This window comes from Azospirillum sp. TSH64 (assembly GCF_003116035.1).
In the GTDB taxonomy this organism is placed as follows: Bacteria; Pseudomonadota; Alphaproteobacteria; order Azospirillales; family Azospirillaceae; genus Azospirillum.
The window spans coordinates 1,612,972-1,627,156 of sequence record NZ_LGQW01000015.1; the positions used below are offsets into that span (position 1 = coordinate 1,612,972).

A 14,185-nucleotide genomic window follows, 5' to 3' on the forward strand; every position below is an offset into this window, starting at 1 on the left:
AGGGCGGAGGATGCTGGGGCTGAGCCGCCGACATTATTACGAGCACCGCAACCGGGTGAACCGGCAACACGGTGGGCAGCATGGCGGCGGGCATGGCGCCAATGACGGGGCCAATGCCGGCGACGGCCGGGGCCGGTCGGCGGACAGCCCGTCGGAGATTCCCAAGAAAGGCTGGAAGGACATCCTGCTGCGGGTGTGGGACGAGCAGAGCAAGGACAATGTGTCGATGCTGGCCGCCGGCGTCGCCTATTACGCCCTGCTCGCCATCTTCCCGGCCATCGCGGCGCTGGTGTCGATCTATGGCCTCGTCGCCGACCCGTCGACGATCGAGAGCCAGCTGAACCAGCTGGGCAGCCTGCTGCCGCCCGAAGCCCTCAGCATCGTCAGCGACCAGGCGCGCAAGGTGGCGACCGCACCGTCGCAGGGGCTGGGCTTCGGCCTGATCTTCGGCCTGATGCTGACGCTGTGGAGCGCCTCGCGCGGGACCAACTCGATGGTGTCGGCGCTGAACATCGCCTACGGCGAGAAGGAGACGCGCGGTTTCCTCATGCTGGCGGCGCTGTCGATGGGGCTGACGGTGGCCGGGCTGCTGTTCGTCATCCTCGCCATGGCGATGATCATCGCCGTCCCCGCCGCCATCAACATCATCGGGCTACAGGACACGCCCATCGGCTGGATCGCCAGCCTTGCACGCTGGCCGATCCTGGCGGTGACGATCATGCTGGCGCTGGCCGTCTTCTACCGCTACGCCCCCGACCGGCGGGAGCCGAAATGGCGCTGGGTCAGCTGGGGTTCGGCGATGGCGACGGTCGTCTGGCTGCTGGGCTCGCTCGGCTTCTCCATCTATGTGTCGAACTTCGGCAGCTACAACGAGACCTACGGTTCGGTCGGCGCCGTTGTGGTCCTGCTGCTGTGGTTCAACCTGACCTCCTACGTCGTGCTGCTGGGGGCGGAGCTGAACGCGGAGATCGAGCACCAGACCGCCCGCGACACCACCGACCGCGACGGCCGTCCGGCCCGGCCGCTGGGCCAGCGCGACGCCTATGTCGCCGACACGGTGGGGGAGCGCAAGGCGAGCTAGCCGCGGACGCGTTCCCTTGGCCAAATCTCTCTTGGCAAGCCGGCGGCCGCGCGCTATGGTCGCCGCTATGCAACAGATGCTCGCCATCGCGTCCTGTGGACGCTCCCGATATTTTGGCCGCTGGTTTCGTTCGGCGGCCTAGGAACGCGCATCTGTCGCTCACTCCCGAAGCCGCCCGGACCGACCCGCGGCGGCTTTCGTGTTTGTGATCCCCGGCCCTCGATGGGCTGCACATCCTGAAAAATCCGAACACGGGCGACCCGGGCGGCTTCATCACAAGCCAAGAGAGGTTGTCATGTTCGATTTCGATGTCGTCACCGGTCCCACCCAGCCGCCCCATTGCCATCTCGCCGACGAAGCCGCCGGCCCGGCCGCTTCCGAGTCGGTCCTGCCGCCGGCCAACCTGATCGGCGCTGCGGCCGCCACCCTGGCCGAGCCGCATACGGCAAACGGAGAAAAGCCGCGATCCTGATGCGGATCGGGCCGCCGACCGTGGCGTGCAGGGTCCGCATCCCAGCTTTCGACCAAAAAAATCACGAATCCTACCTATGTTCGGCCGGCTGTTGTCGTATACTCCCTTTGGGCAGACGTGTCCGGGTGGCGGCTCAGCCGGCCGCACTCTTGTTGGCAGGTCCTCGCCGACGTCCGTGTCGGGATGGGCGCGATGGTCGGATCGGAAGAAGGATGACGAATCATGGCGGATGATGCTCTCTCAGGCGTCAACTCTATGGTCTCCAGCCTCAACGCGTCGATCAACAACGCGGTGGAGGCCATCAAGAAGTCGCAGAGCAATCAGGCTGTCGGCGACGTCAAGGAATACTCCAAGACGGTCAAGAAGTCGGCGCAGACCACCACGGCTGGCGCCACCGACATCGGCGTGCTTGCCAAGAACACCACCCGCCTGAACGTCGCCAGCACCCTGGCGCCGAACGACAAGGTCGATTTCTACAAGTTCAAGGTCGTCCAGAAGGGCGAGATGACCATGGGGCAGGTCGGCGACGACGGCCTGCGCGTCCAGGTGATGAACAGGCTCGGCCGCGTGGTGGCCGACAGCGATCCGAAGGCCGGCGACGATTACAAGGCCTTCAAGCAGTTGCAGGCCGGCAACCTGACGGTCGACAAGGGCGACTACACCCTGCGCGTGAGCCGCGAAAAGGGCCAGTCGGACAAGGACCCGAAGAATTACGCCATGCAGCTGGTCATGGGGAATTACAGCCAGGATTACGACACGGTCGCCAAGCAGCCGGCCAAGGGTGACACCGGGCAGTCGCTCACCACCGGGCAGCAGGCGACGCTCGACGGGCTGAACCAGGCCATCAGCAGCATGAACTCCATCCCCACCGGACAGACCGGCACCCAGAAACTGATGGGCAGCTTCAGCCTGTTCGTGTGACGCTGGGCGTTGGGCCCTGCGCCATGACGGAACTGTGCTATGACGGAGCGGAGCCGATCCGTTTCGGAGCCAAGATTTTGCCGTCCATCACGCGCCTGAGCCCCGCCGACCATCGCCGCGTTCCCTGGAAGAACGGTGGCGGCGTCACCACCGAGCTGGCGATGGAAGCGGCCGCCGATGGCCGCCCCGATGGCCGTTTCGTCTGGCGCGTCAGCATCGCCGACGTGGTCGAACCCGGTCCCTTTTCCGCCTTTTCCGGTTATGATCGTCTGATCGCCGTGGTGGAAGGCGACGGCATGCGCCTGTCGGTCGATGGCGCCCCGCCGGTCGAGCGCCGCCGCCTGGACCCCGCCTTCGCCTTTCCCGGCGAGGCCCCGGTGTGGTGCGAGCCGACGGCCGGTCCGATCCGCGACGTCAACCTGATGCTCGACCGGGCGTCTGCGGCCGGCATGTTGACCCTGCTGTCCGGCTCCGCCGCGCAAAGGGCCAATGTGCACCGGGCCGAAGCCGATGTGATTCTGGTCCACGCCCTTGCCGGCATGCTGACGGTAACGCCCGAGGACGGGGAGGCGCTGACGGTTCCCGCCGGCCACAGCCTGCTCCTGCATGGCGCGGCGGCGCTGGTGGAGGCGCCGGACGGGGCGGAGGGCGTCTGTGCCGAGGTGTGGCGCCGTTAGGACTTCGCCGCCCGGATCAGCTCCGCATACCAGCGCGCCGAGTCCTTGCATGTGCGGGCCAGGGTCTGGAAATCGACGTGGACGATGCCGAAGCGTTGGCCGTAGCCGCTGCCCCACTCGAAATTGTCCAGCAGCGACCAGACGAAATAGCCGCGCACGTCGGCACCCTGGGCCATCGCGTCGCGCATCGCGGCGTTGTAGATGGTCAGGTAATTGATGCGGTGCGGGTCATGCACGGCCCCGTCCGGGCTGACGGTGTCGCTGCCGCCGCAGCCGTTCTCCGTCACCACGATGGGCAGGCGGTAGCGGCGCTGGATGGTCAGCAGCTCGTCCCGGAAGGCGTCGGGGAAGATGGCCCAGCCGACGCCGTGGGTCGGCTGGTCGGCCGGCGCGTCGCCCCAGCCATAGCCCCAGGTGCGGGCCGGATCGGCCTTGGCGAAGATCGGGCCGTAATGGTTCAGCCCGAACCAGTCCACCGGCCGGGCGATACGCGCCATGTCGCCGGGCCGGACATGGGGCTCGATGGCGGCGGCGGTCTGCGGCGGGTAGTGGCCCAGGATCTGCGGGTCGCAGAAGACCAGATTCCAATGCTCGTCCAGCAATGCCGCGGCGGCGCGGTTCTCCGGCGTGTCGGTTTCCGGGATCACGACCTGACGGTTGTGGATGGCGCCGATGGAGGCGCCCGGCACCATGTCGCGCAGCACGTCCACCCCGGCGCCATGGGCGAGGTTGACATGGTGGATGGCGCGCAGATGCTGCGCCCGGTCGACGATTCCCGGCGCAGCCCAGGGAATCGCATAGCCGAACAGGGTGAAGACCGAGAATTCGTTGAAGGTGATCCAGCGCTTCACCCGGTCGCCGTAGCGCCGGGCGCAGAGTGCCGCGTAGTCGGCGTACCAGCCGGCGCAGTCGCGCGACGACCAGCCGCCCAGATCCTGCAAGGCCTGCGGCAAATCCCAGTGATAGAGGCACAGCCAGGGCTCGATGCCCGACTCCCGAAGCCGGTCGATCAGCCGGTCGTAGAAGTCCAGCCCCGCCCCGTTCACCGCCCCCTTGCCGCGCGGCATCACCCTGGGCCAGGAAACGGAGAAGCGGTAGGCATCGACGCCCAGCCCCTTCATCAGGGCCACATCCTCCGGCATGCGGTGATAGTGGTCGCAGGCGACGTCGCCGGTGTCGCCGTTCACCACCCCGCCCTGGGTGCGGCAGCGCACGTCCCAAATACTGGCGCCACGCCCGTCCTCGGCAGCGGCTCCTTCGATCTGGTAGGCGGAGGTGGAAACGCCCCAGACGAAGCCCGGCGGGTACAGGGTGGGTGGAGTTGGGGAGGGCCGGTCGGTCATCGTCAGGCTGCGATCTGGTTGATGCTGCGGCAGCGGGCCTCGAAGGCGTCGGAGATGAATTCCGGGCGCTTGTAATAGCCCTTGATCCAGCTCGCCAGCAGGCAGAGCTCCTCCAGCTTCACCAGCTCGTCCAGCGTCCCGTCGGGAAAGCGGATGGCGAAGCTCTCGGCGATGTATTCCAGCACCTGCTCGACCTGGTCGATGGACAGCTGGATGTCGGTCTCCAGCGTCGCATTGCGGGTCAGCAGAGCCTCGTCGACCCCATACTCGTCGCGGATCAGCTTCACGATCCAACGGAACATGTGCATCCAGTTGGATACACCCTCGATCGACTTGCTCATCGCGACGCTCGGCTTCGGTTGCGCGAAAGGGGTATGCGGCAGCGACTGTACGCACGGATCGTTAAAGAATAACGCAGTCCCCGTCGGGGTCTCCAGCCGGGCGCGGCAATAAACCGCGCGGCTTTTGCCACCTGTGCGGGCAGCGGCGCCATGGATTTGCCCAGGCATTGTGCAGTGGCGGGCGGGGATACGGCCGGAAGCCGCCATCCGCCAGGGCGGCACGCCCCATGCAGAACGAAGCCGACCGATTGCAGAGCGAGGCTTCCGCCATGAAAAGCGCCGCCACCCCCGATGTCCATCCCGTCGACGAGGTTCTGGCGCCTTGGCGGCTGCTGGCGCTGGGTCTGCAGCATGTGCTGGTGATGTATGCGGGGGCCATCGCGGTGCCGCTGATCGTCGGCGGCGCCCTGAAGCTGCCGAAGGACCAGATCGCCATGCTGATCAACGCCGACCTGTTCGCCTGCGGCGTGGTCACGCTGATCCAGGCGGTGGGGGTCTGGCGATTCGGCATCCGGCTGCCGGTGATGATGGGCGTCACCTTCGCCGCCGTCGGCCCGATGGTGGCGATGGCGACCAACCCGTCGCTCGGGCTGCTGGGCATCTACGGCGCGGTGATCGGGTCGGGCATCTTCGCCATCCTGGCCGCCCCGCTGGTCGGCCGGCTGCTGCCGCTGTTCCCGCCGGTGGTGACCGGCAGCGTCATCGCCATCATCGGCGTCTCGCTGATGCGGGTGGGTGTCGGCTGGGCCGGCGGCGGGGTCGGCAATCCGCGATTCGGCGACCCCGCCTTCCTGGGCGTGGCGGCCTTCGTGCTGCTGACGATCCTGGCGCTGATGAAGCATGGCCGCGGATTCGTCCGCAACGTCGCGGTGCTGCTGGGTCTGGTGGCCGGGATGGTGCTGGCGATGGTGCTGGGCATGGTCGATTTCAAAGGGCTGGGGGAGGCGCCGTGGGTGGCGCTGGTCCAGCCCTTCCAGTTCGGCATGCCGGTGTTCGATCCGGTCGCCATCCTGACCATGTCGCTGGTGATGATCGTGGTGATGATCGAGTCGACGGGCATGTTCCTGGCCGTCGGCGACATGGTCGGCCGTCCGGTGAGCCGCGAGGATCTGGTCCGCGGCCTGCGCACCGACGGGCTGGGCACGCTGATCGGCGGCGTCTTCAACACCTTCCCCTACACCTCCTTCTCGCAGAATGTCGGGCTGGTCGGAGTGACCGGCGTGCGCAGCCGCTGGGTGTGTGCTGCAGGCGGGCTGATCCTGCTGCTGCTTGGGCTGCTGCCGAAGCTTGCCCATGTGGTGGCGTCGGTGCCGGCCTTCGTGCTGGGCGGGGCCGGGCTGGTGATGTTCGGCATGGTGGCGGCGACCGGCGTGAAGATCCTGGCGCAGGTCGATTTCGCCGGCCGGCGCGAGAATTTGATCGTCGTGGCGGTCAGCGTCGGCGTCGGGCTGATCCCGCTGGTGTCCGACAAGTTCTTCTCGCAGATGCCGGCCTTCCTGTCGCCGCTTCTGCACAGCGGCATCCTGCTCGGCACCCTGACCGCGGTGGCGCTGAACTGGTACTTCAACGGGCTGGCGAGTGCCGACCGCGCCCGCCACGACGTCGCGGCAGCCGCGCAGGGGGTGGAGGCTTAAGCCTTCCCCCGCAGCAGGTCCTTGCTGGCGAGCAGCGATCCGCCGGCGATCAGGGCGCAGGACACCCAGATGATGCCTGAATTGGGGGCGAGGCCGAACAGGACCAGCAGCAGGGTCGACAGCAGGGGCGCCAGATAGGACAGCGCCCCCAGCGCCCGGATGTCGCCATGGCGCACGCCATAATCCCAGACGAAGAAGGCCGCACCCACCGGTCCCAACCCCAGCAGAAGCATCGCGCCCCAGCCGGCGGCGCTGTCCGGCCACACCGTCCGTTCCAGGGCCAGATGGCAGAGCAGCGACAGGATCGCCGTGACGAGGCAGAAGGCGCTGACCGCGTCGGTCGGCGCCTCGCCGATCTGGCCCAGCCGGCGGCGCAGCACCGAATAGCCGGCCCAGGTGACGGCGCTGCCGAGTGCCGCGGCATAGCCCGGCAGATGCGCCGGGTCGATGGAAAATCCGCCCCCGCCGCCGCGGGCGATCAGCAGTGCGGTACCCGCCAGCCCGGCGACGGCGCCGCCGACATGCCACACCCGCAGCTGCTCGCCCGGCAGCAGGGCGGAGAACAGCACGATCAGCAGCGGCCACAGATAGTTGATCAGGTTGGCCTCCACCGGCGGGGCCGCCTGCAAGGCCATGAAATAGAGGAAATGGAAGCCGAACAGCCCGCCGACCCCCAGCGCCCAGGCCGCGACCGGCTGGCGGAAATAGCGCAGCGGGTTGTCGCCGCGGGATGCGGTCCAGCAACTGCCGACCAGGAAGGCCAGCAGGAAGGAGGTCGCCACCAGCTGGAACGGCGGCACCATGGCGGCCAGCGTCGCCAGCGGGGCCAGCGTCGCCCACAGCAGGATGGCGATGAAGCCGACCAAAGTGGCGCGGTTGGATGAGCGGCGGTCGGGCAGGGTGGCGGTGGAGGAGGCGGTCATCGGGTGTATCGGTCGGTTGACGTCGAGGTGGCGACCATAGCCGGCCGGCGGAGGGCTGTCTTGACCGGACCTCCGCCGCGCATTGACCGAATCTCCGGCCTTAGAAACTCCGGTCTCAGGCCGTCATCGGCAGCGGCTCGGTCCGGGCGAAGGCGGTCATCACCATCGCCTCGGCCGCCTCGGCCGCCAGCGGGCGCGAGATCAGGAAGCCTTGCAGGCAGTCGCAGCCGGCCTCCGCCAGCCAATGGCGCTGCTCGGCGGTCTCCACCCCCTCCGCCACGGTGGACAGCAGGAGCCGCTGGGCGAGCGCGATGACGGTGGAGGCGATGTCGGGGGCATGCGGCAGGTCGTTGACGAAGCTGCGGTCGATCTTCAGCACATCGACCGGCAGCTGGCGCAGATAGGCCAGCGAGGAATAGCCGGTGCCGAAATCGTCGATGGCGATGCGCACCCCCAACGCCCGCAGCCGGTTCAGCGTCGGCAGATGGTGGCGCACGTCCTTCATGATGACGGTCTCGGTGATCTCCAGCTCCAGCAGGTTGGGCGGCGTGCCGTGGCGCTGCAACACCTGTTCGACCAGCCGGGCGAAGCCGGGATCGGCAAGCTGGCGGGCGGAAACGTTGACCGCCACCGGCACCGGGCCGTGGTCGAGCGCCCAGCGGGTCGCGGTACGGCAGGCTTCCTCCAGCACCCAGCGGCCGATCTCGATGATCAGGCCGGTGTCTTCGGCGACCGGGATGAAATCGGCGGGCGAGACCGCCGCCCCCTCGTGCCGCCAGCGGATCAGCGCCTCGAAGCCGGTCAGCCGGCCGCCCGCCGCCTCGATCTTCGGCTGATAGACCAGCTCGAAGGCGCGCGCCGCCACCGCCTCGCGCAGGCCGGATTCCAGCCGCAGCCGGGTCTCCGCCCGGTCGGTCATCTCGCGGGTGTAGAAGACGAAACGGTCGCCGCCCGCGGCCTTCGCCGCCTGCATCGCGGAATCGGCCATCCGCATCAGGCCGGCGGCGTCCGGCGCTTTGCCATTCCCTGTCGCAGGATGGACGGCCACGCCGATGCTGGCGGTGAGATGGACGCGGTGCTCGCCCACCTCGCGCAGGGAGGACAGGCCGTCGAGCAGCCGTTGCGCCACCATCGCCGCCTCGTCCCGGTCGGCGACGCGCTCCAGCACGACCAGGAACTCGTCGCCGCCCAGCCGGCCGACGGTGTCGCAGCGGCGCACGCTGACGCCCAGCCGGTCCGCCACCCGGCAGAGCAGCAGGTCGCCGATGGCGTGGCCCAGGCTGTCGTTCACCCGCTTGAAGCGGTCGAGGTCGACATACAGCACGGCCAGTCGGCCGGCATCCGGTTCGCGTGCGCGGTTCGCCAGTTCGATGGCGTGGTCCAGCCGGTCTAGCAGCAGCGCCCGGTTCGCCAGCCCGGTCAGCGGGCAGCGCGTCGCCAGCCGCCGCAGCTCGTCATGCTCTTGCTCCAGCAGGGTGAGGGTGTGGTTGAAGCGGGCGATGACGAAGCCAAGCTCGTCGTCGGCATGGCCGCGCGGCACGGCCAGCGGCTGGCCATAGGGCTTTTCCGGGTCGATCCGCGCCACCGCGCGGCCGATCTGCAACAGCGGGCGGGTCAGCAGCCGGTGGAACACCACCGCCATCGCCAGCCCGATCAGCAGGTTGCGCAGGGTCCCCGCCACAAGCGCCGCGGAAACATAGGTAAGGAAGCCGGAGGCTGCCCGTCCGGTGTCGATGCCGACGACCAGCTGTCCGATCCGCGAGGCGTCGGCGGCGCGCGGTCCGCTCGCCGATCCGTTCGGCGGGGTCATCAGCTCGTGCGTCACCACCGGCCGGTCGACGAACAGCAGGGCGGTCGCCCCGCGTTCCAGCAGGCTGGCCGGCTTGGGCGGGCGTTCGCGGCGCGCCAACAGGGTGCCGTCACCCAGGCGGATCTCCGCCCAGGCGGCGTTGGCACGGACCATCCCCTGCAACACCTGCCCTGCCAGCTCCGCGTCGATCAGCCAAGCGGCGCTGGCGGCCGGCCCCTCGACCAACGCGACCACATCCTTGACCTGCGCCAGCGCCGTCGCCCGCTCGCGCGTGGCAGTCCAGGCGAATTCGGCCGCGGTGATGGTCAGGCCGATGACGAAGGCGGCGAGGACCGCGTGAATCGCCTGCTTCAGCGTCAGGCTGCGCAGGACTGGGATCGCCATCGCACCGTTCCTAAGGCCGGGTGTTTCGCACCGCCGTCCCTGCCGGGGGTAAACCTTTCGGCGAGGACGGCGAACCGCAGCATTAGTGGTGCGGGCGATGACCGGGACGCGGCGGATCTGTGAAATTTTTGTAACCGAGGATGTGCTCTATTGCTGACAATGCATATTGCTGCATAGGGCTATTCCCGCAGCGCATGGCTACCATTCAGCATTGGTAATACCAGTTCGTGTGCGCCGCAGCATATTCTGCCCTTGCCCATTCTCGGGGCGTTTCCTCCCTAAACTACAGGGCCGCGCGATTGCGCGGCCCTTTTTCTTTTTCGACGTCTTGTGGGGAGGCGAGGGCGGATCAGACCCGACGGGCGAGCGCCAGCAGGCCGCCGGCGCCGATCATCAGGCCGCCGGTCAGGCGGTTCAGCGACCTGGCCGCGGACACCGTGGTGAGCTTCGCCGCCAGACGGTCGCCGCCGGTGGCATAGGCCATGATCCAGCCGAACTCGATCACCACCATGGTGGCGACCAGCGCCACCAGCTGCGGCGCCAGCGGGGCGGTGGCGTCGATGAATTGCGGGAACAGCGCGCCCATGAAGACCAACGCCTTCGGGTTGCTGAAGGCGACCAGCGCGCCGCGCAGGAACAGGCGCACGGGGGTGCCCTCCCCCGAAGCGGCGGCGGCGGCATCGCGCTCGCCCGGCTGTTCGACCGGCGCCCGCCATGCGGCGATCCCGAGCCAGGTCAGATAGGCGACGCCGGCCCAGCGCACGATCTCGAAGGCGAGCACGGAGGTGGAGAGCAGGGCGCCCAGCCCGAAGGCCGACAGCGCGGCCATCACCGCCAGTGCCGCGCACATGCCGGCTCCGCCCCAGGCGGCGCGGCGTGCGCCGAACCGCAGGCCGAGGCTCATCGCCAGCAGCATGTTCGGGCCCGGCGTCATGGAGATCACGAAGGCGGTGGCGAAGAAGAAGGCGAGCGTTTGCCACGTCATGGCTGGAAACCTCGATGCCGGAGGGATGCCGGGGAGGAAGCGACAATCGGCCACATCACAGCAGCATGCGCCCGGTTCCGCCGCAAGCGGCAGCGGCGAAACACAGCCATGCTTGCGGAACCGGCTTTCCGATGCCGGCCGAAACGGGTCAGTGCGCCGCCGTCCGGATCTGCCAGGCCCGGAAGGCGAGGTTGGCCGAATCCTGGTCGGGCCGCTTGTAGGAGGCGAAGCGGCGGTCGCGGATGCGCCCGCGCGCCTCCTTCCACACGGCGTTCCAGTCGATGGCGCCGTCGGCCAGCAGCCGCTCCTCCATGATGCCCAGCAGGGCCTCGTTGACCGTCGACACGCCGATGTTCTGGGTCGCCAGAACCAGCGCATCGGGGGCGCGTTCCAAGGTCGAGCGCAGGCGCGTGTGTCCGCCGCAGGAACCCCAGAAGACCAGCGCCGTGCCCGGCGCGATCTCCGTCATGGTGGCGTCCTCGTGATAGCTGTGGCCGCGATGGATGACGATGGACGGGGCCAGACCCTCGCGCGCCATCCAGTCCCAGGCGGCGGCTCGGCCGGCGTCGCCGGCACCGGGGATGTCGGCGACGATGACGATCCGGCGCCCGTGGCGTTCGGGACTGATGGCGACGGCAAAGCCGGACTGGGCGTGCAGCGCCCAACCCTGCGCGCGGTGCTGGCGCAGGAAGCCGCGGAAGGACGCCCGACCGTCGGGATCGTCGTAGAAGGTCATCCGCTGCACGTTGATGCCGTTGCGGAACAGGCGCTGTCCGCTCAGGACCGGCAGGGCGGCCAGCGGATGGTTCTGGGAAAAGCGTTCCGCCTCGAAGGCCGGGGTGGCCGCCCGGCCGGACAGCCGTGCCGCGTGCAGGCTGCCCGCCAGCCCGATTATGCCCCGGGCCGGCGTGTCGCCGATCCCGCCCCGGATGGACACGTCCTGTAGTCCGGTCTTTGCCGGCGGTTCGCCGGCGGCGCGGTAGCGGGCGGCCAGCTCGTCTTCGAGTGCCGCGCGGATTGCGGGACTGTCAAGATCCATGGCGTCGGCCAGAGCGCCGATCACGACCGCGGTGTCGATCGCCGGCGGCTTCCCGTCGGCCGGCAGCAGGGCCCGCAGGCTCTCGCGCATCAGCTCCCGCGCGATGGCCGGGTTGGTGCCGAACAGGCTCGCCGCCCGTCCGCCGGCGACCGTTGCGACGAAGAACTCCGCCCACAATGGCCGTGTCCGCTCCTCGCGCGCGAGGGCGAGGAAACTGCGCTTCTCCAGCTTCACCTGGATCCGCAGGATGTTGACCAGCCCGTCGAGCGAGGAGGTGTAGAGCTGCGGCCCGATCCGCGCGATCAGCCCGAGCAGATCCTCCGACGACATCGCCATCGTGATGCGGAAGCGGTCGGCCGGCGGATCGTCGACCATGTCGTCGAGCAGCGCGCCGATCTTCGGCGCCATCCCCGCCGGATCGCGCGCCAGCGAGGCCGCCAATGCCTTGGCCGCATGGATTTCCAGCGCCCGGAGATCCGTCTTGGGCAGGCGTTTGCGCAGCTCGTGCCGTGTCTCGTAGAAGGGCATGCCCCCCTCCAGCGAGCGGGTCAGCAGCCCGAGGTCGAGCGCGCGGGCGATGATCTCCTCCCCGCCGGGGCGGGTGCTCAGCTGATCGGCGGCTCCGACCGCATCGAAAGGCGCCTGCGGAACGGCGTCGCGCAGGGCGGCCAGCGCCGCGTCGCCGGGGAACAGGCTGGAGCAGCGGAACGCCTCGGCCGGCGACCGGCGGGCCAGATCTGCGAAGGCCGCATCCCCGCCGAACAGGGCGTCGAGCACTTGCTGGCTCGCCGGCTCATGGTCGGCGCAGGCGGTCTGCCCGTCCGGCGGCCGGCTGTCGGAGGCCCGGCTGCTCATGATCCGCTCGTCGGCGGCCCTGGCTTCAGCCATTTTGGCGGCTCTTGCCGCTTTCGCGGCGGCGGCTCTCGCCTCTGCGGTCTGCGGATCGGCGTTCGGCGCAGTGGAAGGCGTGGCGGGCGGCTTGGCGGCGACGGGTTGGGTCCGGCCCTGCGGTCTGGGCCGCTCGGGCGCCATCAGTTCCGCGGCATGGATGGGCGTGGGCGGCAACTCCGCCACCGTGATCGGTGCGGTCGTCGTCACCGGCTGCGCTATGCCCGAAGCTGAAAATCCGGTTGCGAGGACGGTGCAGACGGACAGCAGCAGCCGGCTGGTCCATCGCGACGGTGAAGCCGCAGCGGGAGCGGGGAGCGAACGACCAGGGAGCACGTCGATGGCTGCTTCGGAGATTGAACGGGGCGGGTGGCGGCGCGGGATGGCGCCGGCCTGACGGCGTACCCCGATAGGACTAGCCTATGCAGGCAATATCGGTTTTGTCACCCGTTACCCGCGGTCCGCCTGCATATTCTTGTACTTCCGGCGGTGGAGTACCCCGCACTGGCCGTCCGGCGGGATCGGAATAGACCAGTGAAGCATGGACAGGGAGCGTTCGCGCACCAATCCTCAGTCCTTCGTCCGGCGCCCAGGCCGGACCGGTGGCTGGATGGAGGGTGCGTATGCGTGCATACCGTCTCTTGGCCCACGTCTTGGCGCGCGCCTTCGCCCCTGCGGTCGCCCGTCTTCCGATGCTCGCCCTTTTATGCCTGCCCGCATTCATTGTCCCGGCCGCGGCACAGACGCCGGTGGACGTGGAACTGGTCTTTGCGGTCGACGTGTCCGGCAGCGTCGATCCGGACGAGGCGAAGCTTCAGCGCAACGGCTATGTCCAGGCCTTGCTGAACCCGAAGGTGCAGGCGGCGATCCGCGGTGGGCCCTTCGGCCGGATCAGCGCCACCTATGTGGAATGGGCGGGGGAAAGCCACCAGCACACCGTCGTCGGCTGGACCGAACTGAGCGATCCGGCCAGCATCGAACGCTTCGCCGCCAGCGTGGCGGAGGCGCCGATGATGACGGAGCAGTGGACCTCGATCAGCGCGGTCATCGACTACGCCGTCCCGCTGTTCGGCAACAACGGGTTCGAGGGGACGCGGCGGGTCATCGACATTTCGGGCGACGGCGAGAACAACCGCGGCCGTCCGGTGGAGGAGGCGCGCGACGCCGCGGTCGCCCGCGGCATCACCATCAACGGCCTGCCGATCCTGAACGACCGCCCCAACCCCTGGGGCGGGGCGGCGCCGAACGATCTGGAAGCCTATTACCGCGAGCATGTCATCGGCGGCCCCGGCGCCTTCCTGGTGCCCGCCCGCGACTTCGACGCCTTCGCCGACGCCATCCTCAGCAAACTGCTGCTGGAGGTGTCGGGCGTTCCGCCGACCGGGCGGGGGCGAGGGCGGGACTTCGCCGCCCGCTGACCGTGCGAGAGGCGGTCAGTTCACCGTCCGGCCGTCAGTTGACCGTGCGGTCGATGGCGCGGCCGGCCTTTTCCGCCGGGCCCGGCGGATCGATGGCGTCCTTGACGCTCTGGCCCGCATTGTCGAGGGACTTGCCGGCCCGCTCGGCCGGGCCTTCCTGGTGGCAGGCGGCCACGGCGACCAGCGGCAGGACCAGGGCGGCGGCGCGCAAAAGCCTCAGCATCGGATTCTCCTTCACTCGTGGCGCGCGGCGTCCGGTGATGGGCGGC

Annotated in this window: 14 protein-coding genes; 7 read left to right on the plus strand and 7 right to left on the minus strand. The window is 69.0% G+C overall.

The window, feature by feature from the left end:
• The first annotated feature begins 10 nt into the window (after nucleotides 1-10).
• From TSH64_RS08900 to TSH64_RS08915, 4 genes are all read left to right on the plus strand, one after another.
• Nucleotides 11-1,081 carry a YihY/virulence factor BrkB family protein gene (locus TSH64_RS08900; RefSeq protein WP_109096440.1) on the plus strand — a complete coding sequence of 357 codons (1,071 nt, stop codon included), beginning with the start codon at nucleotides 11-13 and terminating at the stop codon, nucleotides 1,079-1,081.
• A gap of 295 nt (nucleotides 1,082-1,376) precedes the next feature.
• Complete coding sequence (locus TSH64_RS35615) at nucleotides 1,377-1,553, plus strand: hypothetical protein (protein WP_158285362.1); 177 nt, start codon at nucleotides 1,377-1,379, stop codon at nucleotides 1,551-1,553.
• A 222-nt stretch (nucleotides 1,554-1,775) separates the two neighbouring features.
• On the plus strand, nucleotides 1,776-2,474 hold the full coding sequence (locus tag TSH64_RS08910) for a hypothetical protein (protein WP_199237515.1): 699 nt from the start codon (nucleotides 1,776-1,778) through the stop codon (nucleotides 2,472-2,474).
• A 77-nt stretch (nucleotides 2,475-2,551) separates the two neighbouring features.
• Nucleotides 2,552-3,151 (plus strand): HutD family protein, encoded by a 600-nt coding sequence (locus TSH64_RS08915; protein ID WP_109452442.1) that lies wholly within the window; start codon nucleotides 2,552-2,554, stop codon nucleotides 3,149-3,151.
• On the opposite strand, the gene TSH64_RS08920 is transcribed toward TSH64_RS08915, so the two are convergent.
• Together TSH64_RS08920 and TSH64_RS08925 are read right to left on the minus strand one after the other, a co-directional pair.
• Nucleotides 3,148-4,494, minus strand: coding sequence for a GH1 family beta-glucosidase (locus TSH64_RS08920; RefSeq protein WP_109096442.1), 1,347 nt, complete (start codon nucleotides 4,492-4,494; stop codon nucleotides 3,148-3,150). The genes TSH64_RS08915 and TSH64_RS08920 overlap by 4 nt on opposite strands.
• A 2-nt stretch (nucleotides 4,495-4,496) precedes the next feature.
• On the minus strand, nucleotides 4,497-4,835 hold the full coding sequence (locus TSH64_RS08925) for an acyl carrier protein (protein WP_098736002.1): 339 nt from the start codon (nucleotides 4,833-4,835) through the stop codon (nucleotides 4,497-4,499).
• A 227-nt stretch (nucleotides 4,836-5,062) separates the two neighbouring features.
• On the opposite strand from TSH64_RS08925, the gene TSH64_RS08930 reads away from it, so the two are divergent.
• The gene (locus TSH64_RS08930; RefSeq protein ID WP_109096443.1) at nucleotides 5,063-6,469 is read left to right on the plus strand and encodes a nucleobase:cation symporter-2 family protein; all 1,407 of its coding nucleotides are present in this window, start codon (nucleotides 5,063-5,065) and stop codon (nucleotides 6,467-6,469) included.
• Here TSH64_RS08930 and TSH64_RS08935 read toward each other — a convergent pair.
• From TSH64_RS08935 to TSH64_RS08950, 4 genes are all read right to left on the minus strand, one after another.
• The gene (locus TSH64_RS08935) at nucleotides 6,466-7,392 is read right to left on the minus strand and encodes an EamA family transporter (protein WP_109096444.1); all 927 of its coding nucleotides are present in this window, start codon (nucleotides 7,390-7,392) and stop codon (nucleotides 6,466-6,468) included. The genes TSH64_RS08930 and TSH64_RS08935 overlap by 4 nt on opposite strands.
• A 115-nt stretch (nucleotides 7,393-7,507) precedes the next feature.
• Nucleotides 7,508-9,586 (minus strand): GGDEF domain-containing phosphodiesterase, encoded by a 2,079-nt coding sequence (locus TSH64_RS08940; protein ID WP_109096445.1) that lies wholly within the window; start codon nucleotides 9,584-9,586, stop codon nucleotides 7,508-7,510.
• 349 nt (nucleotides 9,587-9,935) lie between these two features.
• On the minus strand, nucleotides 9,936-10,571 hold the full coding sequence (locus tag TSH64_RS08945; RefSeq protein ID WP_109096446.1) for a LysE family transporter: 636 nt from the start codon (nucleotides 10,569-10,571) through the stop codon (nucleotides 9,936-9,938).
• 148 nt (nucleotides 10,572-10,719) lie between these two features.
• A complete protein-coding gene (locus TSH64_RS08950; RefSeq protein WP_247872825.1) occupies nucleotides 10,720-12,498 on the minus strand; it encodes a hypothetical protein in 1,779 nt (592 codons plus the stop codon).
• Here TSH64_RS08950 and TSH64_RS36260 point away from each other — a divergent pair.
• Nucleotides 12,464-12,895 carry a hypothetical protein gene (locus tag TSH64_RS36260; RefSeq protein ID WP_247872826.1) on the plus strand — a complete coding sequence of 144 codons (432 nt, stop codon included), beginning with the start codon at nucleotides 12,464-12,466 and terminating at the stop codon, nucleotides 12,893-12,895. The two genes, TSH64_RS08950 and TSH64_RS36260, sit on opposite strands and share 35 nt — an antisense overlap.
• Nucleotides 12,896-13,121: 226 nt before the next feature.
• The gene (locus TSH64_RS08955) at nucleotides 13,122-13,916 is read left to right on the plus strand and encodes a DUF1194 domain-containing protein (protein WP_109096448.1); all 795 of its coding nucleotides are present in this window, start codon (nucleotides 13,122-13,124) and stop codon (nucleotides 13,914-13,916) included.
• A 34-nt stretch (nucleotides 13,917-13,950) separates the two neighbouring features.
• Here the strand turns inward: TSH64_RS08955 and TSH64_RS08960 are convergent, their stop codons facing one another.
• A complete protein-coding gene (locus tag TSH64_RS08960) occupies nucleotides 13,951-14,139 on the minus strand; it encodes a hypothetical protein (RefSeq protein ID WP_244592380.1) in 189 nt (62 codons plus the stop codon).
• Nucleotides 14,140-14,185 lie beyond the last annotated feature (46 nt).